The sequence below is a fragment of the Mycobacterium sp. NAZ190054 genome (assembly GCF_001545925.1).
GTDB lineage: Bacteria > Actinomycetota > Actinomycetes > Mycobacteriales > Mycobacteriaceae > Mycobacterium.
On record NZ_LMVQ01000562.1, the window covers coordinates 1 to 21,530 of the forward strand.

General features: G+C 68.6%; 21 protein-coding genes and 1 pseudogene. 13 read left to right on the plus strand and 9 right to left on the minus strand.

Translation table 11 applies throughout. The annotated features are described in order from the left end of the window. The first annotated feature begins 1 nt into the window (after window position 1). A complete protein-coding gene (locus tag ASJ79_RS27475) occupies window positions 2–601 on the plus strand; it encodes a hypothetical protein (RefSeq protein WP_067962147.1) in 600 nt (199 codons plus the stop codon). Here ASJ79_RS27475 and pcrA read toward each other — a convergent pair. Beyond that, a complete protein-coding gene (gene pcrA / locus ASJ79_RS27480; protein ID WP_067962149.1) occupies window positions 598–2,907 on the minus strand; it encodes a DNA helicase PcrA in 2,310 nt (769 codons plus the stop codon). The genes ASJ79_RS27475 and pcrA overlap by 4 nt on opposite strands. Before the next feature lie 276 nt (window positions 2,908–3,183). Here pcrA and ASJ79_RS27485 point away from each other — a divergent pair, with 276 nt between their 5' ends. After that, on the plus strand, window positions 3,184–3,450 hold the full coding sequence (locus ASJ79_RS27485) for a chorismate mutase (RefSeq protein WP_067962151.1): 267 nt from the start codon (window positions 3,184–3,186) through the stop codon (window positions 3,448–3,450). Between the two features lie 55 nt (window positions 3,451–3,505). Here ASJ79_RS27485 and ASJ79_RS27490 read toward each other — a convergent pair whose 3' ends face one another. Both ASJ79_RS27490 and ASJ79_RS27495 read right to left on the minus strand, forming a co-directional pair. Next, complete coding sequence (locus ASJ79_RS27490; RefSeq protein WP_082754099.1) at window positions 3,506–5,512, minus strand: acyltransferase family protein; 2,007 nt, start codon at window positions 5,510–5,512, stop codon at window positions 3,506–3,508. Window positions 5,513–5,708: 196 nt separating this feature from the next. After that, window positions 5,709–7,157: an NAD-dependent succinate-semialdehyde dehydrogenase gene (locus ASJ79_RS27495; RefSeq protein ID WP_067962154.1), complete on the minus strand. Its 1,449-nt coding sequence runs from the start codon at window positions 7,155–7,157 to the stop codon at window positions 5,709–5,711. Window positions 7,158–7,207: 50 nt separating this feature from the next. On the opposite strand from ASJ79_RS27495, the gene pgi reads away from it, so the two are divergent. After that, window positions 7,208–8,857 carry a glucose-6-phosphate isomerase gene (gene pgi, locus ASJ79_RS27500; RefSeq protein WP_067962156.1) on the plus strand — a complete coding sequence of 550 codons (1,650 nt, stop codon included), beginning with the start codon at window positions 7,208–7,210 and terminating at the stop codon, window positions 8,855–8,857. 49 nt (window positions 8,858–8,906) lie between these two features. Here the strand turns inward: pgi and ASJ79_RS27505 are convergent, their stop codons facing one another. The 4 genes and pseudogenes from ASJ79_RS27505 to ASJ79_RS27515 all read right to left on the minus strand — a co-directional run bounded on the left by ASJ79_RS27505 (window position 8,907) and on the right by ASJ79_RS27515 (window position 11,585). Next, on the minus strand, window positions 8,907–10,262 hold the full coding sequence (locus ASJ79_RS27505; RefSeq protein WP_067962157.1) for a cytochrome P450: 1,356 nt from the start codon (window positions 10,260–10,262) through the stop codon (window positions 8,907–8,909). A 73-nt stretch (window positions 10,263–10,335) separates the two neighbouring features. Beyond that, window positions 10,336–10,809: a zinc finger domain-containing protein gene (locus ASJ79_RS34555; RefSeq protein WP_231751065.1), complete on the minus strand. Its 474-nt coding sequence runs from the start codon at window positions 10,807–10,809 to the stop codon at window positions 10,336–10,338. A 147-nt stretch (window positions 10,810–10,956) separates the two neighbouring features. Continuing rightward, a pseudogene (locus tag ASJ79_RS34560) lies at window positions 10,957–11,199 on the minus strand (DNA-formamidopyrimidine glycosylase family protein); the annotation flags it as partial. 5 nt (window positions 11,200–11,204) lie between these two features. Beyond that, on the minus strand, window positions 11,205–11,585 hold the full coding sequence (locus ASJ79_RS27515; protein WP_067962161.1) for a phage holin family protein: 381 nt from the start codon (window positions 11,583–11,585) through the stop codon (window positions 11,205–11,207). A 101-nt stretch (window positions 11,586–11,686) separates the two neighbouring features. On the opposite strand from ASJ79_RS27515, the gene ASJ79_RS27520 reads away from it, so the two are divergent. The 9 genes from ASJ79_RS27520 (at window position 11,687) to rnhA (ending at window position 18,801) form a co-directional block, all read left to right on the plus strand. Further along, the gene (locus ASJ79_RS27520; protein ID WP_067962163.1) at window positions 11,687–12,580 is read left to right on the plus strand and encodes a diiron oxygenase; all 894 of its coding nucleotides are present in this window, start codon (window positions 11,687–11,689) and stop codon (window positions 12,578–12,580) included. After that, window positions 12,577–13,224, plus strand: a complete 648-nt coding sequence (locus ASJ79_RS27525) for a DUF4873 domain-containing protein (protein ID WP_067962166.1) — start codon at window positions 12,577–12,579, stop codon at window positions 13,222–13,224. Before ASJ79_RS27520 ends, ASJ79_RS27525 begins: the two co-directional genes overlap by 4 nt. A gap of 73 nt (window positions 13,225–13,297) precedes the next feature. Then, complete coding sequence (locus ASJ79_RS27530) at window positions 13,298–14,170, plus strand: TIGR03619 family F420-dependent LLM class oxidoreductase (RefSeq protein ID WP_067962170.1); 873 nt, start codon at window positions 13,298–13,300, stop codon at window positions 14,168–14,170. A gap of 108 nt (window positions 14,171–14,278) precedes the next feature. Then, complete coding sequence (locus ASJ79_RS27535) at window positions 14,279–15,433, plus strand: polyprenyl synthetase family protein (protein WP_197420400.1); 1,155 nt, start codon at window positions 14,279–14,281, stop codon at window positions 15,431–15,433. A 61-nt stretch (window positions 15,434–15,494) separates the two neighbouring features. Beyond that, window positions 15,495–16,439 (plus strand): phytoene/squalene synthase family protein, encoded by a 945-nt coding sequence (locus ASJ79_RS27540; protein WP_067962175.1) that lies wholly within the window; start codon window positions 15,495–15,497, stop codon window positions 16,437–16,439. Between the two features lie 46 nt (window positions 16,440–16,485). Next, window positions 16,486–17,229, plus strand: coding sequence for a class I SAM-dependent methyltransferase (locus ASJ79_RS27545; RefSeq protein ID WP_067962178.1), 744 nt, complete (start codon window positions 16,486–16,488; stop codon window positions 17,227–17,229). A gap of 82 nt (window positions 17,230–17,311) precedes the next feature. Further along, window positions 17,312–17,596, plus strand: coding sequence for a hypothetical protein (locus ASJ79_RS27550; protein WP_067962181.1), 285 nt, complete (start codon window positions 17,312–17,314; stop codon window positions 17,594–17,596). Between the two features lie 96 nt (window positions 17,597–17,692). Further along, entirely contained in the window at window positions 17,693–18,331 is a 639-nt protein-coding gene (locus tag ASJ79_RS27555) for a glyoxalase (protein ID WP_067962195.1), read from the plus strand. Continuing rightward, window positions 18,328–18,801, plus strand: coding sequence for a ribonuclease HI (gene rnhA / locus ASJ79_RS27560; protein ID WP_067962184.1), 474 nt, complete (start codon window positions 18,328–18,330; stop codon window positions 18,799–18,801). Before ASJ79_RS27555 ends, rnhA begins: the two co-directional genes overlap by 4 nt. 12 nt (window positions 18,802–18,813) lie before the next feature. Here rnhA and ASJ79_RS27565 read toward each other — a convergent pair whose 3' ends face one another. Together ASJ79_RS27565 and ASJ79_RS27570 are read right to left on the minus strand one after the other, a co-directional pair. Then, the gene (locus ASJ79_RS27565; RefSeq protein ID WP_197420401.1) at window positions 18,814–19,422 is read right to left on the minus strand and encodes a short chain dehydrogenase; all 609 of its coding nucleotides are present in this window, start codon (window positions 19,420–19,422) and stop codon (window positions 18,814–18,816) included. Beyond that, on the minus strand, window positions 19,419–20,261 hold the full coding sequence (locus ASJ79_RS27570; protein ID WP_197420402.1) for an oxidoreductase: 843 nt from the start codon (window positions 20,259–20,261) through the stop codon (window positions 19,419–19,421). The genes ASJ79_RS27565 and ASJ79_RS27570 overlap by 4 nt, the downstream gene beginning before the upstream one ends. An 80-nt stretch (window positions 20,262–20,341) precedes the next feature. On the opposite strand from ASJ79_RS27570, the gene ASJ79_RS27575 reads away from it, so the two are divergent. Then, window positions 20,342–21,268, plus strand: coding sequence for a LysR family transcriptional regulator (locus ASJ79_RS27575; RefSeq protein WP_067962190.1), 927 nt, complete (start codon window positions 20,342–20,344; stop codon window positions 21,266–21,268). The last annotated feature ends 262 nt before the right edge of the window (window positions 21,269–21,530 follow it).

Genomic DNA, 21,530 nt, shown 5'->3' on the forward strand with positions numbered 1-21,530 from the left:
AGTGGCCGACGAGTCCTCTGATCCCTCCGACGAGACCCGGATCCTCCGGCGCGCTCCGCTGACCGGCTCCCAGCCCGCCCTGTCTGCCCCTGAGTCCTCCTCTGAGCCGCCGACTGGCATCCTGCGCCGCCACCCGACCGGCGAGCAGCCTGTCGCGTCCGTCGCCGACCCGGTTACCCAGTACGTCCCGCGCGCCAAACCCGTCGCGGTCGGGCCGCCGCGCCCGCCCCGCGCCGACGCCAGGCCCGCCATCGCCACCGCGGTGCTGACGATCGTGTCGGGATGGGCCACCGGCGTCATCGCCACCGACCTCATCGCCGGGTGGTGGGCGACGGACCCGTTGTTCTGTGTGGCGATGGGATTCCTGGGCGCGGTGACTGCCGCGGCGTCCATCAGCGGGGTGATCGCGCTGCTGCTGCGTCGCCCCAACGCCCGGCTGCTGATCGTGGTCGGCGCCGTGATCGCGATACTGATCTTCGCCAGCCTGTTCGTCGCCGGCGCGAAACTTCCCACACTGGTCTACGCGATGCCGGTGCTGCCGCTGGCGGCGATCGTGCTGGTGGGGCTGCCGGCCACCGCCCGGTGGAGCCGGGGCGGCTAGAGCTTGCTGATCGGCGCGTGGTTGTGCATCAGCTTCACGCGCCCGGCGCTGCCGAAGTCGATCAGCGACATCGCCGATTCGCCGGCGCCGGAGACCTCCTCGACCCGGCCGAGCCCGTACTTGTCGTGGGTGACGCGGTCACCGGGTTCGAGGACGATCAGTGGGCGCTTGCCTCCGGCGGACCGGGTCGGCGACGGGCGCGGGGTGCCGTACCGTCCGGCGTTGCCGACCGGCGCCGAGAACGACGACGGCTGCTCGGTGCGGCGCCAGTCGATGAGTTCCTGCGGGATCTCCCGCAGGAACCGGGACTCCGGGTTCAGCATCGGCTGCCCCCACGACGACCGCACCTTGGCGCGGCTGAGGTACAGCCGCTGCCGGGCCCGGGTGATGCCGACATAGGCCAGCCGGCGCTCCTCGGACAGTTCGGTGGGGTCCCCGAGCGCGCGCATGTGCGGGAACATGCCGTCTTCCCAGCCGGTGACGAAGACGACCGGGAACTCAAGCCCCTTGGCGGTGTGCAACGTCATCATCGTGACGACACCGGAGCCGTGCTCGGGGATGTCGTCGGCGTCGGCGACCAGCGACACCCGCTCCAGGAACGCGGCCAGCACCCCGGTGTCGGGGACGTCCTCGTCCTGCGCCTCCTCCTCGGCCAGTGCGCGGGCGTTGGCCAGGTCGGTGCTGAACTCGTGTGCGACGCTGACCAGTTCGTTCAGGTTGTCGAGGCGGGCCAGGTCCTGCGGATCGCTGGAGGCCTCCAGCTCGGCGCGGTAGCCGGTGCGGTCCACCACGGCCTCGACGAGGTCGCCGAGCTCCCCGTCGAGTCCGCCGCGGAGGTCATCGAGCAGGTCGACGAACCCTTTGACGGCCTTCTCCGACCGGGTGTTGAGCATGGGCACCTTGCCCTCGGCCGCCGCCGCGAGCGCGTCGTTGAAGTTGGCGCCGGTGGTCTCGGCGTACACCGCGACGCATGCCTCGGCACGGTCGCCGATGCCGCGGCGCGGGGTGTTGAGGATGCGCCGCATGCTCACCGCGTCGCCCGGGTTGTCGAGCACCCGTAGGTAGGCGACGATGTCGCGGATCTCCTTGCGCTCGTAGAAGCGCACTCCGCCGACCACCTTGTACGGGATGCCGGCCCGGATGAAGACCTCCTCGATCGCGCGCGAGGAATTGTTGGTGCGGTAGAACACCGCGACGTCGTTGTAGGAGAAGCCGGGCACGGAATCGGCCAGCGCGTCGATCTCCTGGGCGACGAAGCGGGCCTCGTCGTGCTCGTTGTCGGCGACATACCCGACGATCAGGTCGCCCTCGCCGGCGTCGGTCCACAACCGCTTCTCGCGCCTGCCGACGTTGCGGGCGATCACCGAGTTCGCCGCGTTCAGGATCGTCTGGGTGGAGCGGTAGTTCTGTTCCAGCAGGATCGTCGTGGCGTTCGGGAAGTCGCGCTCGAAGTCCTCGATGTTGCGGATCGTGGCGCCGCGGAACGCGTAGATGGACTGGTCGGCGTCGCCGACGACACACAGCTCGGCGGGCGCGACCCCGTCCACGGTTTCGGTCCCCACCAGTTCACGGACCAGCACGTACTGCGCGTGGTTGGTGTCCTGGTACTCGTCGACCAGGATGTGCCGGAAGCGGCGCCGGTAGTACTGGGCGATCTGCGGGAACGCCTGCAGCACCGCCACCGTCTCCCCGATCAGGTCGTCGAAGTCCAGCGCGTTGGCCGCGCGCAACCTGCGCTGGTACTCGGCGTACACCTCGGCGATGACGCGCGCGAGGTCGTCGGCGGCCTCGGAGGCCTCGGCGGCGGCCTGCTCCGGGCCGATCAGCTCGTTCTTCAGGTTCGAGATGCCGTTGGCCAGCAGCCGCGGCGAGTACTTCTTGGTGTCGAGCCCCATGTCCTTGCCGATCATCAGCAGCAGGCGCCGGGAGTCGTCGGCGTCGTAGATCGAGAAGTTCGAGTTGAGGCCGGGCAGCAGTGAGGCCTGGTTGCGCAGGATCCGCACACACGACGAATGGAAGGTGGAAATCCACATGTTCCTGGCTCTGGGGCCCACGATCCCGGCCACCCGCTCACGCATCTCTGCGGCGGCCTTGTTGGTGAACGTGATGGCCAGCACCTGCCCCACACCGACGTCACGGGCGGCCAGCAGGTAGGCGATGCGGCGGGTCAGCACCGCGGTCTTGCCCGAGCCGGCGCCCGCGACGATCAGCAGAGGGGTGCCTTCGTGCAGCACCGCCTGGCGCTGCTGGGGATTGAGCCCGTCGAGCAGCTCGTCGGTGCCGGTCTCGGAGAAAAGCGAAGTCATATCGATCCCAAACTTACCGCTGTGCAGGGACACTCTTTGCGCAGCCACGGCAGGCGGTGGCACACTCGTTGGGTGCTCAACGTGCAGCTCGGCAATATGCTCTTCGCCCGAAGGGCTCATCGCCGATTTTTCTACGGGTACCGGCCAGCGGTGCCCGTGGCCTAGCAGCTTCTGCCAAGCCCCGCGGTCCGCATCGGCGATCCGGGGCTCGTCTCTTGTGTGAGGCCCGAAACCGATCGGACCAGACCCTCCCACGACGAGAACCCGGAGAATGACATGACGACGACGGAATCCGCCCAAGTGCCTGATATCGACGAGTTGCGCGAGGAGATCGACCGCCTGGACGCCGCGATCCTCGAGGCTGTTCGGCGCCGCACCGAGGTGTCGCAGATGATCGGCAAGGCACGGATGGCCTCGGGCGGCACCCGTCTGGTGCACAGCCGCGAGATGAAGGTCATCGAGCGCTACAGCGTGCTCGGCGAAGAGGGCAAGAACCTCGCCATGCTGCTGCTGCGCCTCGGCCGCGGCCGCCTCGGCCACTGACCCCCGGCGAATCCGGCGCTCCTGAGCACCCTGGGGGTCGCATTGCGCGCCGAGATCACCCGGACGTGAGCGCCTCGACCAGCCACGGCGTCAGCCACTCCACCGCCTCGGGCGTCGGGTGCACGCCGTCACTGCGCACCCGGATGCCGTCCACCCTGGTCTGGTAGTAGCCGTTCGGGCTGAGCTTCTTGTTCAGGTCCAGCACCGTGGCGTTCGGCCGCTCGTCGACCACGCCGCGCAGCAACTCGTTCCACTGCTCGACACGCTTGGGCTGATCCTCGGGATAAAGGCTGCCGTCCGGCTTCTCGGCGCGCCGGTTGTACGGCTCGGTCGTCACCACCACCCGCGCGCCCGTCGAGCTCAGGATGTCCAGCGCACGGTTGAGCTCCCCGCGCAGGTACGCGTCGTAAGCCGGCTCGCCGATGTGGGTCCACCGGCCCTCGTTCATGCGGTCGACGACCTCCCAGCGGCCGACGATCAACAGCACCACGTCGGGCTTCTCGTGTCCGATGCGCTGCGTCCAGCGCGCCGGCCACGTGTCGCACTCCGGCTTCTGCGGCAGTTCCTGCCCGACGTATTCGTACGGCCCGCCGCGCGCGATGCCGCACCCGATCGTGGTGTGGTCGGCGAAGTCCACGCCCGGCGTCTCGGGCAGATACCGCATCAGCGTCCATGCGATCGAGTCACCGAACACCGCCACCCGCAGGTCGCCGGGAGCATGCGGCCTCGGCGGTGTGGTCACCTCGACCGGCACCTCGGCGCCCACCAGCGCGGCGATGTCGACCTCGGGCCCCGGTTCCGGGGTCACCGGGTCGACCCGCACGGGCAGCACCGTCATCGTCACCACCGCAGCCGTCGCTGCCGTCGCCGCCGCCAGCGGCAGCATCGGCACGAACGCCGGGCGCCACTCCCGGATCGGTTGTTCGATCAGCCACCACGACACCGCCGCGACCGCCACCGTCGCGGCGCAGCGCAGCGCGAACAGCTCCCAGCCCGACGTCCCGGTGCGTTCACCGTTGATCACCAGGAAGATCGGCCAGTGCCACAGGTACACGCCGTAGGAGATCGCCCCGAGCCCGACGAGCGGGCCGGCCGAGAGCAGCCGCGCGACGGGCCCGTCCTGGGCGAGCGCCACCGGCGCGATGACCAGCACCGCCGCCAGCGCGACCACGATCAGCAGTCCGCTGCGGAACTCCGCGGCGCTGCCCGTCGCCATCCGCGCGGCGCTGAACAGCACCACCAGCCCGACCGCCGGCAGCCACCACGCCACCCAGCGGGCCCAGCGCGACCGGAAGATCACCAGACCGGCGGTCAGCCCACGCCAGTCCCGCACCAGCAGCGCGGCGGCGGCCGCCCCGACGAGCAGTGCCTGCACCCGGGTGTCGGTGCCGAAGTAGACGCGGTTCAGCGTCGCCTCCGAACTGAGGGCCGTCGTGGCCGCCGCCGACGCCGCGACACCGCCGGCGGCGAGGACGAACACCGCGGTGCGGACGACGCGCTGCGACAGCGGCACGCCGCGCCGGTACGCCAGCGCCGCCAGCGCGGCGACGACGCCGGCGATCAGCAGCGGCCAGAGCACGTAGTACTGCTCCTCGACGGCCAACGACCAGGTGTGTTGCAGCGGTGAGGGCGGCGCGCCCTGGGAGAAGTAGTCGGTGTCCTGCGCGACGAACACCCAGTTCGACATCCAGAAGAACGCGGCGACGGCGTCGTCGCGCAGATTCGCGGTGGATTCCTCGGAGAACAGTTCGCGCAGCGCGACCACCGCGAGCACCATCACCAGCAGCGCGGGCAGCAGTCTGCGGGCGCGCCGGATCCAGAAACCCTTCAGCCCTACCCGCCCGGTCCGTCCCACCTCGTCGAGCAACAGCGAGGTGATCAGGAACCCGCTGAGGACGAAGAAGACGTCGACGCCGAGGAAGCCGCCCGACAGGCCCGGGATGCCGCCGTGGTCGGCGAGCACCAGCGCGACGGCGATCGCCCTGAGCCCGTCGAGAGCCGGAATCGCCTGACCCGGCCCGACATACCGGCGCGGGCCCACACGGATCGGCGCCGCGCTCACGGCTGTGCCGAACTTGACGGCTCCGCCGTCGGTCACCTCGCGGCCCCTTCCTCGCCTACTCCGAGCAAGGAAGTCTATGGGCGGGCGGGCGACGAACCCGGCAGGCGCGCGGGCACCTTCCGCGAGCAGACACAAACGTGCACGCTGCGACGCGAAAATGTGCAGTTTTGTGTCTGCTCGCGGTGCTAGCTGCTGACTACTTCGTCAGCGCAATGTATTTCGTGTCGAGGTACTCCTCGATGCCCTCGGTGCCGCCCTCGCGGCCGAAGCCGGATTCCTTGATCCCGCCGAACGGCGCCGCGGCATCGGAGATCACCCCGCGGTTGACCCCGACCATGCCGGACTCGATGCCCTCGGCCACGCGCAGCGCGCGGTCCAGCGACTGCGTGTAGACGTAGGCGGCCAGCCCGTACTCGGTGGCGTTGGCCGCGGCGACGCCCTCGTCCTCGGTGTCGAACCCGGCGATCGGCGCGACGGGACCGAACACCTCCTCTCTGAGGATCCGCGCGTCGTCGGGGACGTCGGTCAGCACGGTGGCCGGGTAGAAGTTGCCCGGTCCGCCCGGCGCGACGCCCCCGACGGCGACCGTCGCGCCGCGCGACACCGCATCCGACACCAGCTCGGTGACGGTGGCGACCTGCTTGGCGTTGATCAGCGGGCCCAGCGTCGACTTCTCATCGAGCCCCTTGCCGAGGGTGAACTCGCTCATCCGCTTGACGAACTTCTCGGTGAACTCCTCACGCACCGCGTTGGCCACATGGAACCGGTTGGCCGCGGTGCAGGCCTCACCACCGTTGCGCATCTTGGCCAGGACCGCGCCGTCCACCGCGGCGTCGACGTCGGCGTCGTCGAACACGATGAACGGGGCGTTGCCGCCGAGCTCCATCGACGTGCGCAGCAGCTTGTCCGCCGACTGCTTCACCAGCGCCTTGCCGACCCCGGTCGATCCGGTGAACGTCAGCTTCCGCAACCGGCCGTCGTTGATCAGTGCCTCGGTGACCCCGCCCGGGTTGCTGGTCGGCAGCACCGACAGCACGCCCTTGGGCAGCCCCGCCTCGGCCATCAGCTTGGCCAGCAGCAGCATCGTCAACGGGGTCTCCTGCGCGGGCTTGACGATCATCGTGCAGCCCGCGGCGAACGCCGGGCCCATCTTGCGGGTGCCCATCGCCAGCGGGAAGTTCCACGGGGTGATCGCGTAGCAGGGGCCGACGGCCTGTTTGGTCACCAGGATCCGGCCGGTGCCGGCCGGGCTCGGCGTGAACCGCCCCTCGATACGCACCGCCTCCTCGGCGAACCAGCGGAAGAACTCCGCGCCGTAGGTCACCTCACCCTTGCTCTCGGCGACGACCTTGCCCATCTCCAGCGTCATCAACGCCGCGATGTCGTCGGCGCGCGCGGTGATCGTCTCGAAGACCGACCGGAGGATCTCTCCGCGTTTGCGCGGCGCGGTCGCCGCCCACTCCCCCTGCACCGCGCACGCCGCGTCCAGCGCGTCGCGGGCGTCGTCGGCAGTGGCGTCGGCGACCGTGGTGAGCACTTCGTCGTCGCTGGGATCCAGCACGTTGAAGGTCGACTTGCCCTCGCGTTCCTCACCGCCGATCCACAGACCCGTCGGTACCGATGCCAGAAGCGCCGAAGTATCCATACCTCCATCATTTACCCCTTCGTCGCGGCGACCGCACTAGGGTCTTGCACATGGGTTCTGACATCACCGGCACACCGGCATGGCAGGCGCTGTCGCGTCATCACGACGAGATCGCCACGAAGGATCTGCGCGGACTCTTCGCCGACGACCCGGCGCGAGGAACCGAGTTGGCGCTGACCGTCGGTGACCTCTACGTCGACTACAGCAAGCACCGCGTCACCCGGGAGACGCTGCGCCTGCTGGTGGATCTCGCCCACGCCGCCGGGCTGCCGGCGAAACGGGACGCGATGTTCTCCGGCGTGCACATCAACACCTCCGAGGACCGGGCGGTGCTGCACACCGCGCTGCGGCTGCCGCGGGACGCGTCGTTGACCGTCGACGGACAGGACGTGGTCGGCGACGTGCACCAGGTGCTGGACCGGATGGGTGATTTCACCGACCGGCTACGCAGCGGTCAGTGGCGCGGGGCGACCGGTGAGCGCATCACAACGGTGGTCAACATCGGGATCGGCGGTTCCGACCTCGGACCGGTGATGGTCGACCAGGCGTTGCGGCACTACGCCGACGGGGGCGTGTCCGCGCGTTTCGTCTCCAACGTCGACCCTGCCGACCTGGTCGCCAAACTCGACGGACTCAACCCCGCCACAACGCTTTTCATCATCGCATCGAAGACGTTCACGACGCTGGAGACGCTGACGAACGCGACCGCGGCGCGGCGCTGGCTCACCGAGGCGCTCGGCGATGACGCGGTGTCCAAACACTTCGTCGCGGTCTCGACGAACGCCGAACTCGTGGCCGACTTCGGCATCGACACCGACAACATGTTCGGCTTCTGGGACTGGGTCGGCGGCCGGTATTCGGTGGACTCGGCGATCGGGCTGTCGGTGATGGCAGTGATCGGCCGCGAGCGCTTCGCCGAGTTCCTCGCCGGTTTCCATCTGGTCGACGAGCACTTCCGGACCGCACCGCTGGAGGCCAACGCGCCGGTGCTGCTCGGCTTGATCGGGCTCTGGTACAACAACTTCTTCGGCGCGGAAACCCGTGCGGTGCTTCCCTATTCGAACGATCTGGCGCGTTTCGCCGCCTACCTGCAGCAGTTGACGATGGAGTCCAACGGCAAGTCGGTGCGCGCCGACGGCTCACCGGTGACGACCGGCACCGGTGAGATCTTCTGGGGCGAACCGGGCACCAACGGTCAGCATGCGTTCTATCAGTTGCTGCATCAGGGCACCCGTCTGGTCCCAGCGGATTTCATCGGGTTCAGCGAGCCGACCGACGACCTGCCTACCGCCGACGGCACCGGCAGCATGCACGACCTGCTGATGAGCAATTTCTTCGCGCAGACGCAGGTGCTGGCGTTCGGTAAGACGGCCGAGGAGATAGCTGCCGAGGGTACGCCGTCAGATGTGGTGCCGCACAAGGTGATGCCGGGCAACCGGCCGAGCACGTCGATCCTGGCCGCGAAGCTGACACCGTCGGTGGTCGGTCAGTTGATCGCGCTCTACGAGCATCAGGTCTTCGTCGAGGGCGTGATCTGGGGTATCGACTCGTTCGATCAGTGGGGGGTGGAGCTGGGCAAGACCCAGGCCAAGGCGCTGCTGCCGGTGCTCACCGACGCCGCATCGCCTGCCACGCAATCGGATTCGTCGACCGACGCACTGGTGCGCCGCTACCGTTCCGAGCGCGGCCGCTCCGCCTGAGAGATTTCGGCGCGTTTCGCGCCACCTGGGGTGCTCGAGCGCGCCCAATTCACTCGATGACCGCGGCCGCGCGGTGCTCCGTGATCGGCGCCGCCAACCGCTGCTCGTCGCAGATGCGCTGCAGCTTCTCCAGAGTGGCGTCCAGCCCGGGGCCCAGCCGCGGGCCGGGCGTGAACGTGGCCGGCAGGTGCTGCATGCCCTGGATCACGCCGATCGTCTCGTAGTGCACCGTGCCCGCCGGATCGCAGGAGAAATCGGGCATTCTGTCCAGCACCGCGGTCAGCATCGACTTGAAGACCATGCGTGCGACGTTCGACCCGATGCAGCGGTGCACTCCGAGACCGAAGCTGAAGTGCCGGTTGCCTTTACGGTCCAGGACGACCTCGTCGGGGTTCTCGAAGAGCTCCGGATCCCGGTTGGCCATCGCCCACGAGAGCCAGAGCCGTTCACCCTCTTTGAGCACCACACCGTCGATCTCGATGTCCTCGGCGACGGTGCGGCCGTCACCCGGCGCGGGGGTGAAGTAGCGCAGGAATTCCTCGGTCGCCGGGTTCATCAGCGTGTCCCGTTCCCGGCTGAGCCGTTCACGCTGGTCCGGATGCTGCGAAAGCCATTCCAGTGCATGCGCGGTCAGCGCGGTGGTGGTGTCGAACCCGCCCCCGATCAACAGCATCAGCATGCCCAGGATCTCGGTGTCCGGCGCCGGCGCGCCGTCGATCTCGGCGCGCACCAGTGCGTCGATCAGCCCGGGACGCGGCGTTTCCCGGATCTCGGCGACGTGACGCATCATGCCCATCGCCGACGCGATCGCCAGCTCCGCCACCCGCGGGAAGTCCGGTGAGTCCGCGGGCGTGTACACCGAGGCATGGGCCGGTTCGCAGTAGATCTCCCAGTCCTTGAGCGGCACCCCGAGCAATCCGAGTGTCAGCACCGCCGGCACGATGTTGGCCAGGCCGTCGACGAAGTCGATACGGCCTTGTTCGATCTTCTCGTCGAGGCAGGCCCGGACGATCTCGTCCACGACCGGCGCCCAGCGCTGCACCGCGGCGGGCGACAGGTACCCGTTCAGCGGCGTCCGATACTCGCGATGCTCGGGGTCGTCCATCTCCAGCATGCCGCCCCGGAACGCGACGCTGTACTCGCCGCGCGGAATGTTGATTCCGGTGTAGCCCTTGCGTTGTCCTGAGACGTCGTTGTCGTTGGACACATGCGGACACCGCGCCAGTTCGAACACTTCCCGGTTGCCGGCGGCGACCCAGTGCCCGCCGTAGGTGTCACTCCACGCCAGCGGGCACCGCGCCTGCATCTCGGCGGTGATCTCCTGGAACCGGTCGCGGTACTGCGGGGTGTGGCGGTCGAAGTGGAAGCTGTGCTCGTCGCGCCGCTGATCCAGCTGATCCGACATGTTTCGAGGGTAGGAAAACCTGTGCCGCCGCGCCGACGGTTCGGCGAAACGCAGACTCAGGCAGGCGCCGGCGCTACTTCAGCAGCCGCGACATGCGACGGTCGGCGAGCACCTTGCCTCCGGTCTGGCACGTCGGGCAGTACTGGAACGACTTGTCGGCGAACGAGACCTCGCGGACGGTGTCCCCGCAGACCGGACACGGCAGCCCGGTGCGGGCGTGCACTCGCAGCCCGGAACGCTTCTCGCCCTTCAGGGTGGCCGCCTGCTGCCCGACGGACCTGGTCACGGCATCGCTGAGCACCGAGATCATCGCGTCGTGCAGCGTCGCGAGCTGCGCATCGGTCAGCTTGTTCGCGGTGGCGAACGGCGAGAGCTTGGCGACGTGCAGGATCTCGTCGCTGTAGGCGTTGCCGATGCCGGCGATCACCTTCTGGTCGGTGATGACGGTCTTGATCCGTCCTGACTGCCCCTTCAGCACGTCGCCGAGCGCCTCCACACCGAGGGACAGCGCGTCCGGCCCCAGCGCGGCGATCTGCGGGACGGCCATCGGGTCGGCGACGAGCCACACCGCCAGCCGCTTCTGCGTTCCCGCCTCGGTCAGATCGAAGCCCGGCCCCGAGCCCGGTTCACCAAGATGGACCCGCAGCGCGATCGGCCCCTTACCGGGCTTCAACGGCGCGGCGGCGAGCTTGTCCGACCAGCGCAGCCAGCCGGCCCGGGACAGATGAGTGATCAGGTACAGCTCACCGGCCTGCAACCCGAGGTACTTGCCCCAGCGGTGGGCGCCGGTCACCTCCCGGCCGTGCAGCGCCGCCAGAGGTGGATCGAACGTCTTGAGCACCGACAGGGCCGAGACGTCCACCCGGCCCACGGTCAGGCCGACCGCATGACGGCGCAGATGATCGGCCAGGGCTTCGATCTCGGGCAGCTCGGGCATGACACTCAGTCTGCCTTGACGAACAACGACAGCACCCAACTCACGATCGACAGCACGATGGCCGCCCAGATCGCGGTCCACCAGAACTGGTCGATCGCCAGTCCCCAATGCGTGGTGTGCTCGGTGATCCACGACGTGATCCACAGCATGAACGCATTGATCACGATGTGGATCAGGCCCAGCGTGAGGATGTACAGCGGTATCGAGATGATCTGCACGACGGGTTTGATCACCGCGTTGACCAGCCCGAAGATGACCGCGACGACGAAGATGACGCCGACGCGCGCCACCGCGGTGTCGCCGCCGACGAATTCGACGCCCGGAACCAGCAGCGTCACCAGCCACAGCGCCACACCGGTCAGCGCCGCCCGCAACAGGAAACCCATGGGTTTCATGATCCCCGACCGCCGGGCCGGCGCGACGCTACCCGAGGTATCCGGTACCCGGGGTATTGACTTTGTGTAGGCCGGCTTTCTACGGTCGAACCATGACGGCCCCTCCGAAGACGACACGCGAAGAATTTGCCGAACGCCTGCTGAAGGGTTCGGTGAAGAAGTCCTACGCCCCGGTCGTCGACATCGACTGGAACGCGCCGCTGGACCCCGACAAGTTCTTCCTTCCGCCGCAGGTCGTCACGATCTACGGCACCCCGGAATGGGACGCGATGAGCCGCGCGCAGCAGATCGAGCTGAGCCGGCAGGAGCTGATCAACATCCTCTCGGCCGGCATCTGGTTCGAGAACATTCTCAACCAGGCCCTGCTGCGCGACCTGATGCACAAGAACCCGACCGCCGCGAGCACCCACTACGCGCTGACCGAGCTCGGCGACGAGACCCGGCACATGGTGATGTTCGGCCGCACCATCGCCCATATCGGCGGTGTCCCGGTCCGTCCCAAACTGCTCTATCGCATCATCATCAACTCGCTGCCCTTCCTGTTCCGCGGCAGCGTGCTGTGGGGTGCCGCGCTGGTGGGTGAGGAGATCTTCGACGCGTTGCAGCGCCAGATCATGGAGGACCCCGACCTGCAGCCGATCGTGCAGCGGCTGATGCGTATCCACGTGACGGAGGAGGCGCGCCACATCCAGTTCGCCCGGGACGGTCTGCGTAAGTCGGTGCCGACCATGCCGTGGTACCGCAAGGCCTACCTGGCCAATCTGAACGGTGTCGGCGGCCCGTTCTACCGCATGCTGTTCACCGTGCCGGTCCAGTACAACCGCGCGGGGCTCGACGGCCGCGCCATGCGGCGGGTGGCGCGGGCCAATCCGCATTTCCATGCCATGTGCAGGTCGTCGTTCGTGTCGCTGGCGGCGTTCTTCGAGGAGATCGGCTTGATGGGCCGGCTCGGTCGGCGGTTGTGGCGCCGGGCCGGATTCCTGTGAGCCGCATCGTGATCGGCGCCGCCGGTGCGTTCTCCGGCACCGTCGTCGCCGCTGCCGACGACCTCGCCTTTGACAGCGCGACCGAGATGTGGACGGTGAGGACTCCCGACGGCCGCGAGGTGACCGCGCGCACGGTGATCGACACGCGAAGCTCGCCTGACAGCACCGTAGCGGCCCACGGTCGGCCGAATTACTTCCGCACCCCCGGCCCCGACGTGGCCCGCCAGACCCGATTCGTGGCGCGCTGCCTGGACCTGCTGGACCGATCCGGCAGTACCCGGATGGAGGCGAAATCCCGCATCAGGCTGAGCAGGTGGCGACCACGGTCGGTGGCCTCCAGTTTCTACCTGAACCGCTCCGTGCCGTCCGACGAGGACGTCTACGACGGGCCCGTGCGGGTCACGGTCGCCGACCGGGAGATCGCCGCGCGGGGCCGGTTGTCCGGGCACCTCGCAGCGATCGACGGGCACTTCCACTGGCGCGGCATCGTCAGCGGCGATCTGCCCGCGGACCTGCTCTCCGGCACCCGCGAGGTGACCGTGACGATCGGTCCGCGCCGGGCCCAGGCCCGGGTGGTGGAGCGGACCCCGTGGGGCAGCTACACCGTGGCAGGCGCCGGGGAGCCGCCCTTCCCCCTGGACTGACGCCGCCCGCGGCGAGCAGGAAACTTCGGGATTCCCCGGGGAAAGAACTAGAACGCGTTCTAGTATTGCCGTCATGCGGTTCACCTATGCGGAAGCAATGACCGACCCGACGTTCTACATCCCGTTGGCACAGGCCGCCGAAGCCGCCGGCTACCACGCGATGACCATCCCCGACAGCCTGGCGTACCCGTTCGAATCGGACTCGAAGTATCCCTACACCCCCGACGGCAACCGGGAGTTCCTCGACGGTAAGGCCTTCATCGAGTCGTTCGTGCTGACCGCGGCACTGTGCGCGGTCACCACGAAGCTGCACTTCAACCATTTCGTCCTCAAGCTGCCGATCCGCCCGCCGGCGCTGGTGGCCAAGCAGGCCGGCTCGCTGGCGGCGCTGTTCGGCAACCGGCTCGGACTCGGCGTCGGCACCAGCCCGTGGCCCGAGGACTACGAGCTGATGAACGTCCCGTTCGCCAGGCGCGGCAAGCGGATGGACGAGTGCATCGACATCATCAGGGGCCTGACATCGGGTGACTACTTCGAGTTCCACGGCGAGTTCTACGACATCCCGAAGACGAAGATGACCCCGGCACCGTCCGAGCCGGTGCCCATCCTCATCGGTGGGCACGCCGACGCTGCGCTGCGCCGCGCCGCGCGCAACGACGGCTGGATGCACGGCGGCGGTGATCCCGACGAACTCGACGCGCTGCTGGCCAAGCTCACCAAGTTCCGCGACGAGGCGGGGACGGCCGACAACGACGACTACCAGATCCATGTGATCTCGCTCGACGCCTACACCGCCGACGGCATCAAGCGGCTGGAGGACAAGGGTGTCACCGACGTGATCGTCGGTTTCCGCATTCCCTACATCATGGGCCAGGACACCGAACCGCTGGACGCGAAGATCCGCAACCTGGAGATGTTCGCCGAGAACGTCATCGCCAAGGTCTGAAAGCAGTCGGAATCGCCTGCCGCGGCGTCGGGTGCGAGTACCTGAGGTGGCGCCGCTGAACCGGGTCGCGTGCATAAGTGCCACGAAATTCGGGTATGACCTGCCGCGATGACATCCGGCGCGGGACCCATGACCGACTGCGGTGGAGCAGGGGTGGGCAACAACGGTGCTTCCACGCAGACGGCACGAACCGGCGCCGCGGACCCGTCGGCGTCGCGGTGGCGGGCGGACGTCCGGGCGTCGGTGCTCGGCGCCGTGGCCGAGTTCCTCGACTCCCGCTGCGCTCCGGCCCTCGCCGGTGTCGGCGTGGACATCGCCGACAGCGTGGTGCGTGATCTGCTCACCGACGGCAAATGTCTGCGATCGGCCTTCCTGTACCTGGGCTGGCGCTGCGGTGCGGGCCCCGATACGGCCGCGGTTCGCGCCGCGGCGAGCCTGGAGTTCCTCCACGCGTTCGCGCTCATGCAGGACGACGTGATGGACGAGTCGCCGATGCGGCGCGGCCGGCCCAGTGCCCACCGGGCGTTCGAGCGGTGGCATCGCGAGCGCCGATTGCCCGGCTCCCCGACCAGATTCGGGGAATCGGCCGCCGTGCTGCTCGGTGACCTGTGCCTGGTGTGGTCCGAACAGATGTTTCGCGAGAGCGGGTTGTCCCAGGCGGCACTGGCCCGGGCGTGGCCGAGGTACGACACGATGCGCACCGAGTTGGCGGTCGGTCAGTTCGCCGATCTGGTCAACGACGCCGCGGCGTTCCCGTCGTTGGAGCACGTGCTGGACGTGGCCCGGCGCAAGTCCGGCTCCTACACGGTGCGGCGCCCGCTGGAGATCGGCGCGGCGCTGGCCGGTTGTGACGACGGTGTGCTCAACGCCCTCGGTGACTACGGCGGCGCCGTCGGTGAGGCGTTCCAGCTGCGCGACGACCTGCTCGGCGTGTTCGGTGCGCCCGACACGACCGGCAAGCCCGCCGCGACGGACCTCGCGTCGCGCAAGGCCACCACGGTGGTCGTGGCCGCCCACCAGCTCGCCGACGGTGCGCAGCGCAGACAGCTTGGCCGGTTGATGACGGCCGAGAGCCTCAGCGCGGCCGACCTCACCGCGTGGCGGGCCCTGATCGACGAGATCGGGACGGTCGAGTGGATCGAGGGGCTGATCGAGCGACGAGTGTCGTGGGCGCTGACCCGCCTCGACACCGCGCCGCTGGCCGGCGACGTCAGATCGGCACTTCGCGGCATGGCGAGCGCCTGCACCGAACGGGTGGCCTGATGCGCAGGCGTCCGGGGCCGGTCTCCCCCATGGACAGTGACGCAATGATCGGGGCACAACGATGATCGGCTCAGAACTGGATGCGGCCGGGGTTCGGGATCAGGCGCTGCGCCAGGCCTATCGGCGATGCCGCAGCATCAACGCCGAACACGGCCGCACCTTCTTCCTCGCAACCCGGTTGTTGTCGCCGGCGCAGCGTCCGGCCGTGCATGCGTTGTACGGGTTCGCCCGGCGCGCCGACGACGTTCTCGACGATCTCGACGAACGCGGCCCCGTCCAGCGCGCGGAGGAACTACAGCAGCTGTCGACATCGCTGTTCGCCCGCCTGGTGGAGAACAGGCCCAGCGGCGACGATCCCGTGCTCGACGCCGTCGTCGACACCGCCCGCAACTACGGTCTGGAATGGCAACTGTTCGACGACTTTCTGGCCTCCATGCGGATGGACCTGACGGTCACCGATTATCCGGACCGGACAGCGCTGGACCGCTACATGCACGGGTCTGCGGAGGTGATCGGTCTGCAGATGTTGCCGGTGCTGGGCACCGTGACGCCGCGCGAGGAAGCCGCCCCGTATGCGGCCGCGTTGGGAAAGGCGTTCCAGCTGACCAACTTCCTGCGCGACATCGACGAGGATCTGACGCGCGGAAGGGTTTATCTTCCCGCCGACGAACTGGCCGCACATGGCGTCGACCGGGACGTGCTGACCTGGTGTCAGCAGCAGCGCAGCACCGATCCGCGATTGCGTGCCGCACTGGTCGAACAGCACGCCCTGACCCGGCGCGTCTACCGCCACGCCGAACACGGCATCGCGATGTTGCACCCCCGGTCACGTCCGTGCGTGCGGGCCGCGCTGACGCTGTACTCGGAGATACTGGACTGCATCGAGGCGATCGACTTCGCCGTGTTCACCCGCAGGGCCACGGTGTCGCCGTCGCGCCGGTTGCAGGTGGCCTCGATCGGCCTCGTCCGTGCGGTGCGGGCGCGGCACCGCCGGCAACCGGCTTGACGATCAGCGGCGCCGGTGTCGCCGCGGAGGTTTACACTTCGCGGCAATGACGGGAAGGGAAGATCGTGTGACCGCCGGGCACTACGACGTTCCCGACGCTTTCGACGCCGGGGCGCAAGCCTACGACGGGCTGGTCGGTGCCAACCCGGGCTATCACGCGCATCTTCGACTCTCGGCGCGGCGCATGCAGTTACCGGACCGGGGCCGCGGCTTGCGACTACTCGACATCGGTTGCGGCACAGGGCTGTCCACGGCCGCCCTGCTCGGCGTCGCGCCGGACGCCGAGATCGTCGGGGTGGACGGATCCACGGGGATGCTGGCTCAGGCACGAGCCAAGCCGTGGCCGTCGTCGGTGACGTTCGTGCACGGTCGCGCCGAAACCCTGCCCGACGCCGGGGTGACCGGCCGGTTCGACGGCATCCTCGCCGCCTATCTGGTCCGCAACGTCGACGACAAGGACCTCGTCCTGGGATCGATCAGGGACCTCCTGAAGCCCGGGGCGGTGCTGGCGGTGCACGAGTACTCGGTGCGCGACTCCCGGCGGGCCACCGCTGTGTGGAACGCGGTCAGCACCGCGATCATCATCCCGGCGGGGCGGCTGCGTTCCGGCGACGCCGGCCTGTACCGGTATCTGCGGCGCAGTGTCAATGAGTTCGACGGAGCAGCAGCGTTCCGTGATCGACTGCGGCGCAACGGGTTCGTCGACGTGCAGAGCATGACGGTGCCCGGCTGGCAGCGCGACATCGTGCACACGTTCCTCGGCAGGGCGCCTCGCGCCGCGGCAGGCTAGCCGTCGCGCCGAGCAGACCTCACTCTGGCCTCCCTTCCGTTACAGCGGGATTAACGGTCGCGCCTTCCGGGCATCCGACACCATGGCGTTCAAACTCACCTACTCCGATGGTCAAGAATCCCAGCACGGCGACGACACCGTATGGGAGATCGACGACGGCGTGCTCAAGCTCGGCCGCAAGAAGGGCCAGTGGTCGGTTCTGCTCTCACCCAGTCACTGGGCCGTCCTCGAATTCGTCGGCCAGTCGCGCGAAGGCGACGACTCCGACGACGACGACGAGCCCGACGAATCCAAGTCGAAGGACGAATCCAAGTCCGGAGACGAACCCGACAAGGACGACAAAGGCAAAGACGACAAGGACGACTGACCCGCACGGCACCGACCGCGGGTCGCCGGCGGCGTGGCGAGTGGCTCAGCGCCGGTCCGGATCCGAAGTACGCTGAGCGCACCCATGACCCACGCCATGCCTGTCAGCGTCGACGAGTTCGACGTCGCCGATCCTGCCGACGCCTGGACCAGGGCGGGATTCAGCGTCGACCCCGACGGTGTCTGCCGCGTCGGCGGGGTACGCCTGCGGCTGGTGGGCCGCGGTCGCGGCGCCGGCATCGTCGGGTGGTCGCTGCGGGGGCTGCCACCGGATCTCGACGCCCTCGACGGCGTGCCGACGGCACGGTCGGACACAGCTCCCGCGGAGCCCGCCACGCACCCGAACGGGGTGACCGCGATCGACCACGTCGTGTTGATGTCGCCCGACCTGGACCGGACGGTCGCCTCGCTGGCCGCGGTCGGCGTGCATCGACGTCGCGAGCGGGACGCCGAACTCGGCGGACGGCCCATCCGTCAGATCTTCTTCCGGATGGGCGAGGTGATCCTCGAGGCCGTCGGGTCGCCCGGCGCGACGGGTGAGGGACCGTCCACCCTGTGGGGCATCACCTACGTCGTCACGGACATCGACGCGACCGCCGCGTTCTTCGGGGAGCGCACCGGGCCGGTGAAGCCCGCGGTGCAACCGGGCCGCCGGATCACGACGCTGCGGAACCTCGAGTTCGGGATGTCGGTCCGGACGGCGCTGATCTCGGCCCCTTATCCTCGGAGCTCATGAGCGCGTCCCTCGAGGCCCCCGTCGTCATCCACACCGACGGCGGCTGCCGCCCCAACCCCGGCCCCGGTGGCTGGGGTGCGGTGCTGCGCCAGCGTGATCACGTCCGCGAGATGTGCGGCGGCGAGCCGGGTGCGACGAGCAACAACCGGATGGAGCTGATGGCGCCGATCATGGCGTTGGAGGCGCTGACCCGGCCCGTGGTGGTGCACCTCCACACCGACAGCACCTATGTCCGCAACGGCATCACCAAGTGGGTGTTGGGCTGGGAGCGCAACGGCTGGCTGACCGCCGCGAAGCAGCCGGTGAAGAACGTCGACCTGTGGCAGCGGCTGCAGGCCGCCTGCGCGCGGCACCGCGTCGAATGGTTCTGGGTGAAGGGGCATTCCGGTGTCGCCGACAACGAGTTGGCCGACCGGTTGGCGACGCGGGGTCTGCAGGAAGCGTTGGAGGCCGCCGCCATTCGCATCTGAAGTGTGCCGCCGTCACCCGTAGGCGCGGATGACACGGCCCGTGTCGTCGCCGTAGATGCACCCCAGGTAGTGCTCGACGAGTTCGTCCATCGGCACCGGGCGCAGGTCGGCGAACCGATCGTCGAAGTCGCCGACCGAATCCCCGACCTTGGTCGGGCTGACGACGTTGACGCGCATCCCGCGGGGCAGCTCGATGGCGGCTGACAAGACGAAACTGTGGAGTGCGCCGCTGATCACCCCGCCGCCGGTAACCCCCGGCCAGGGCCGGTCGGCGAAGATTCCGGACGTCAACGTGAACGATGCGCCGCTGTTGCAGTGGTGTTGGCCGGTGAGGACGAGGTCGGCTTGACCGTAGAACTTGGCGGCCATGTTGTCGTGGAGCGCTTCCACGGTCAGGGTGGCGAAGTCGTCCAGGGCGCCGTGCGCGGCGACACAGACCACTTCGTCGACTCCGTCGACCTGCCGGTACATGTTCTCGATGCTGCTGTGTGAACCCAGGTCGACGTGGATGTCACCAGATGTGCGTCCCGCCGATATCACTCGGCTCCCGTTCGACCTCAACGCCGGGATCAATCGGCGGCCAATGGTGCCTGCGCCGCCGACGACGATGACCGTCCTCACGAGTCGAGTGTCGTCGCCCGTGCGGTCGAGCGGCTCAGTGGCGCCCATTGATCCAACTCGGCCCGGCGGGCGTCCAGCGCGGCGCCGATGTAGTCGACGGCATCGGCACCGAGCGCCAGCCGCAGAGGCGGGTCGGGCGAGTCGAGGGCTTCCAGGATCGCGCGGGCGGCCTCGGCCGGATCACCCGGTTGCGAACCGTCCATGGCGTCGACGGCGCGCCGCTGCGGTCCGACCGTGTCGTCGTAGTGTCCGGAGTCCGGCGAGACCTGAGACCGCCCGGCACCGAAGCTGGTGGCGAACGCGCCGGGCTCGACGATCAAGACCCTGATTCCGTGGGGAGCGACTTCCGCCGCCAGCGCCTCGGACAGTCCTTCGAGTGCGAACTTCGCGGCACAGTAGGCGCCGAACCCCGGCATCGACACCTGTCCCCCCATCGACGACATCTGCACGATGGTGCCGCGTCGCCGCTGCCGCATTCCGGGCAGCACCGCCTGCACCAGTGCGACCGGTGCGAAGAACATGACGGCCATGAGCTCCCGCAACGCCGGACCTTCGAGCTCCTCCACCGCGCCGACCGACGCCAGCCCGGCGTTGTTGACCAATACGTCGACGCCCCCGAAGCGGTCGGTGGCCGCCGCCACCGCAGTGTCGATCCGCCGCTCGTCGGTGACGTCCAGAGCCAGCGCCAGTACCCGGTCGGGCGCGGTTTCGACCAACGGGGACAACACTTCAGCGCGCCGCGCGGTCGCGACCACGTTGTCCCCGGCTCCGAGCGCAGCCGAGGCCAGGGCCGCTCCGAAACCTGAGGAGCAGCCGGTGATGAACCACGTTCGCTTCATGGTCATGAAGGTAGGCGCGGATTTCGCGCCGCGGAAACAAATGTTCCCGCGACAGTCACAGCTTTAGACTGTGGCTGACCATGGCCGAACCACCTGACCTCCGCGCGCTGCACGCTTTTGTGGTGATCGCGCGGGAAGGCAGCATCACCCGCGCCGCGGCCCGCTTGAACATCAGCCAGCAGTCCCTGTCGGTCCGGGTGCGCGCCCTCGAATCACGCGTCGGCGCTGCGTTATTGGTGCGCTCCAGCCACGGCGTCACGCTGACCGCCGTGGGCGAGGTCCTGCTGCGCGAAGCGGTGCCACTTCTCGGCTCCGCAGAACGAGCCATGGACGCGGTCACCCGCAGCGCGCGCGGGCAGGGCCTCGATCTGCGGGTCGGGTTTCTCTCCTCGTTGGCCAACGAGGTCATGCCGCCGGTGGTCAGCCTGTTCACGAAAGCGAATCCGAGCGTCGACCTGCACACCGCCGACCTCGGGATCGCCGACCTGGTTGCCGGCGTGCGCAGCGGCGCGCTGGACGCGGCAGTCAGCCGGCCGCCGCTGGTCGACGATCTGCACAGCGACCTCCTCGGATCCGAAGGCGTGATGATCGCCCTGCCGACAGCACATCCGCTGGCCCGCAAGCGCACGCTGCGGATGACCGATCTGGCCGACGAGCTGTGGGTGATGACGCCTCGATCGTCGTGGCCACCGTGGCACCGCCAGTACGACCGCGATTTCGCCGCTGCCGGGTACCGTCCGCGCGTCCAGCGCCGCAGCACCTCGCCTCAGGGGCTGCTGGCTCTGGTAGCCGCGGGTGTGGGCATCACGCGTCTGGCCGCATCGTCACGAAGCCTGCGCGCCGGCGGTGTGCGGTTCGTTCCGTTGGCGGGCGAGCGGGCGGGCATCGTGTTGCTCACGCGCCATGGAGCGACCAACCCGGCCCTGACCCTGTTCCGCGACGCACTTCTCGACGCGCTGACCTACTCACTCGACGGTTTCGAGCCGGCCGCAACCCGACCTGAATGACATTGGTGCACTGTCGCCGACTACTCCCATCTAACTGGCGGAGGTGCAGTATTCGAAACGTACGGTATTCCCGTCCGACCATCATCACGACTGACTGGCAACTGCCTGCTGGTCAGTGACCGTCACGCCGTCGAAGGGACTGTCAGATAAACGGTGGATCTGACTTGGCATCGGTTAGTTGCCAGTCGGAGTGATCCGGCCGTTGAAGGTGATCGCGAACGCGTTCAATGCGGGCTTCCACCTCACTGCCCATCGTGCCTTA

What these genes read in the sequence shown, in the direction of transcription:
- pcrA (WP_067962149.1), bottom strand. Translation starts at nt 2,907, where the DNA reads ATGACTTCGCTTTTCTCCGAGACCGGCACCGACGAGCTGCTCGACGGG.
- ASJ79_RS27485 (WP_067962151.1), top strand. Translation starts at nt 3,184, where the DNA reads ATGACGACGACGGAATCCGCCCAAGTGCCTGATATCGACGAGTTGCGC.
- ASJ79_RS27495 (WP_067962154.1), bottom strand. Translation starts at nt 7,157, where the DNA reads ATGGATACTTCGGCGCTTCTGGCATCGGTACCGACGGGTCTGTGGATC.
- pgi (WP_067962156.1), top strand. Translation starts at nt 7,208, where the DNA reads ATGGGTTCTGACATCACCGGCACACCGGCATGGCAGGCGCTGTCGCGT.
- ASJ79_RS27505 (WP_067962157.1), bottom strand. Translation starts at nt 10,262, where the DNA reads ATGTCGGATCAGCTGGATCAGCGGCGCGACGAGCACAGCTTCCACTTC.
- ASJ79_RS34555 (WP_231751065.1), bottom strand. Translation starts at nt 10,809, where the DNA reads ATGGCCGTCCCGCAGATCGCCGCGCTGGGGCCGGACGCGCTGTCCCTC.
- ASJ79_RS27515 (WP_067962161.1), bottom strand. Translation starts at nt 11,585, where the DNA reads ATGGGTTTCCTGTTGCGGGCGGCGCTGACCGGTGTGGCGCTGTGGCTG.
- ASJ79_RS27520 (WP_067962163.1), top strand. Translation starts at nt 11,687, where the DNA reads ATGACGGCCCCTCCGAAGACGACACGCGAAGAATTTGCCGAACGCCTG.
- ASJ79_RS27530 (WP_067962170.1), top strand. Translation starts at nt 13,298, where the DNA reads ATGCGGTTCACCTATGCGGAAGCAATGACCGACCCGACGTTCTACATC.
- ASJ79_RS27535 (WP_197420400.1), top strand. Translation starts at nt 14,279, where the DNA reads ATGACATCCGGCGCGGGACCCATGACCGACTGCGGTGGAGCAGGGGTG.
- ASJ79_RS27540 (WP_067962175.1), top strand. Translation starts at nt 15,495, where the DNA reads ATGATCGGCTCAGAACTGGATGCGGCCGGGGTTCGGGATCAGGCGCTG.
- ASJ79_RS27545 (WP_067962178.1), top strand. Translation starts at nt 16,486, where the DNA reads ATGACGGGAAGGGAAGATCGTGTGACCGCCGGGCACTACGACGTTCCC.
- ASJ79_RS27550 (WP_067962181.1), top strand. Translation starts at nt 17,312, where the DNA reads ATGGCGTTCAAACTCACCTACTCCGATGGTCAAGAATCCCAGCACGGC.
- ASJ79_RS27555 (WP_067962195.1), top strand. Translation starts at nt 17,693, where the DNA reads ATGCCTGTCAGCGTCGACGAGTTCGACGTCGCCGATCCTGCCGACGCC.
- rnhA (WP_067962184.1), top strand. Translation starts at nt 18,328, where the DNA reads ATGAGCGCGTCCCTCGAGGCCCCCGTCGTCATCCACACCGACGGCGGC.
- ASJ79_RS27570 (WP_197420402.1), bottom strand. Translation starts at nt 20,261, where the DNA reads ATGAAGCGAACGTGGTTCATCACCGGCTGCTCCTCAGGTTTCGGAGCG.
- ASJ79_RS27575 (WP_067962190.1), top strand. Translation starts at nt 20,342, where the DNA reads ATGGCCGAACCACCTGACCTCCGCGCGCTGCACGCTTTTGTGGTGATC.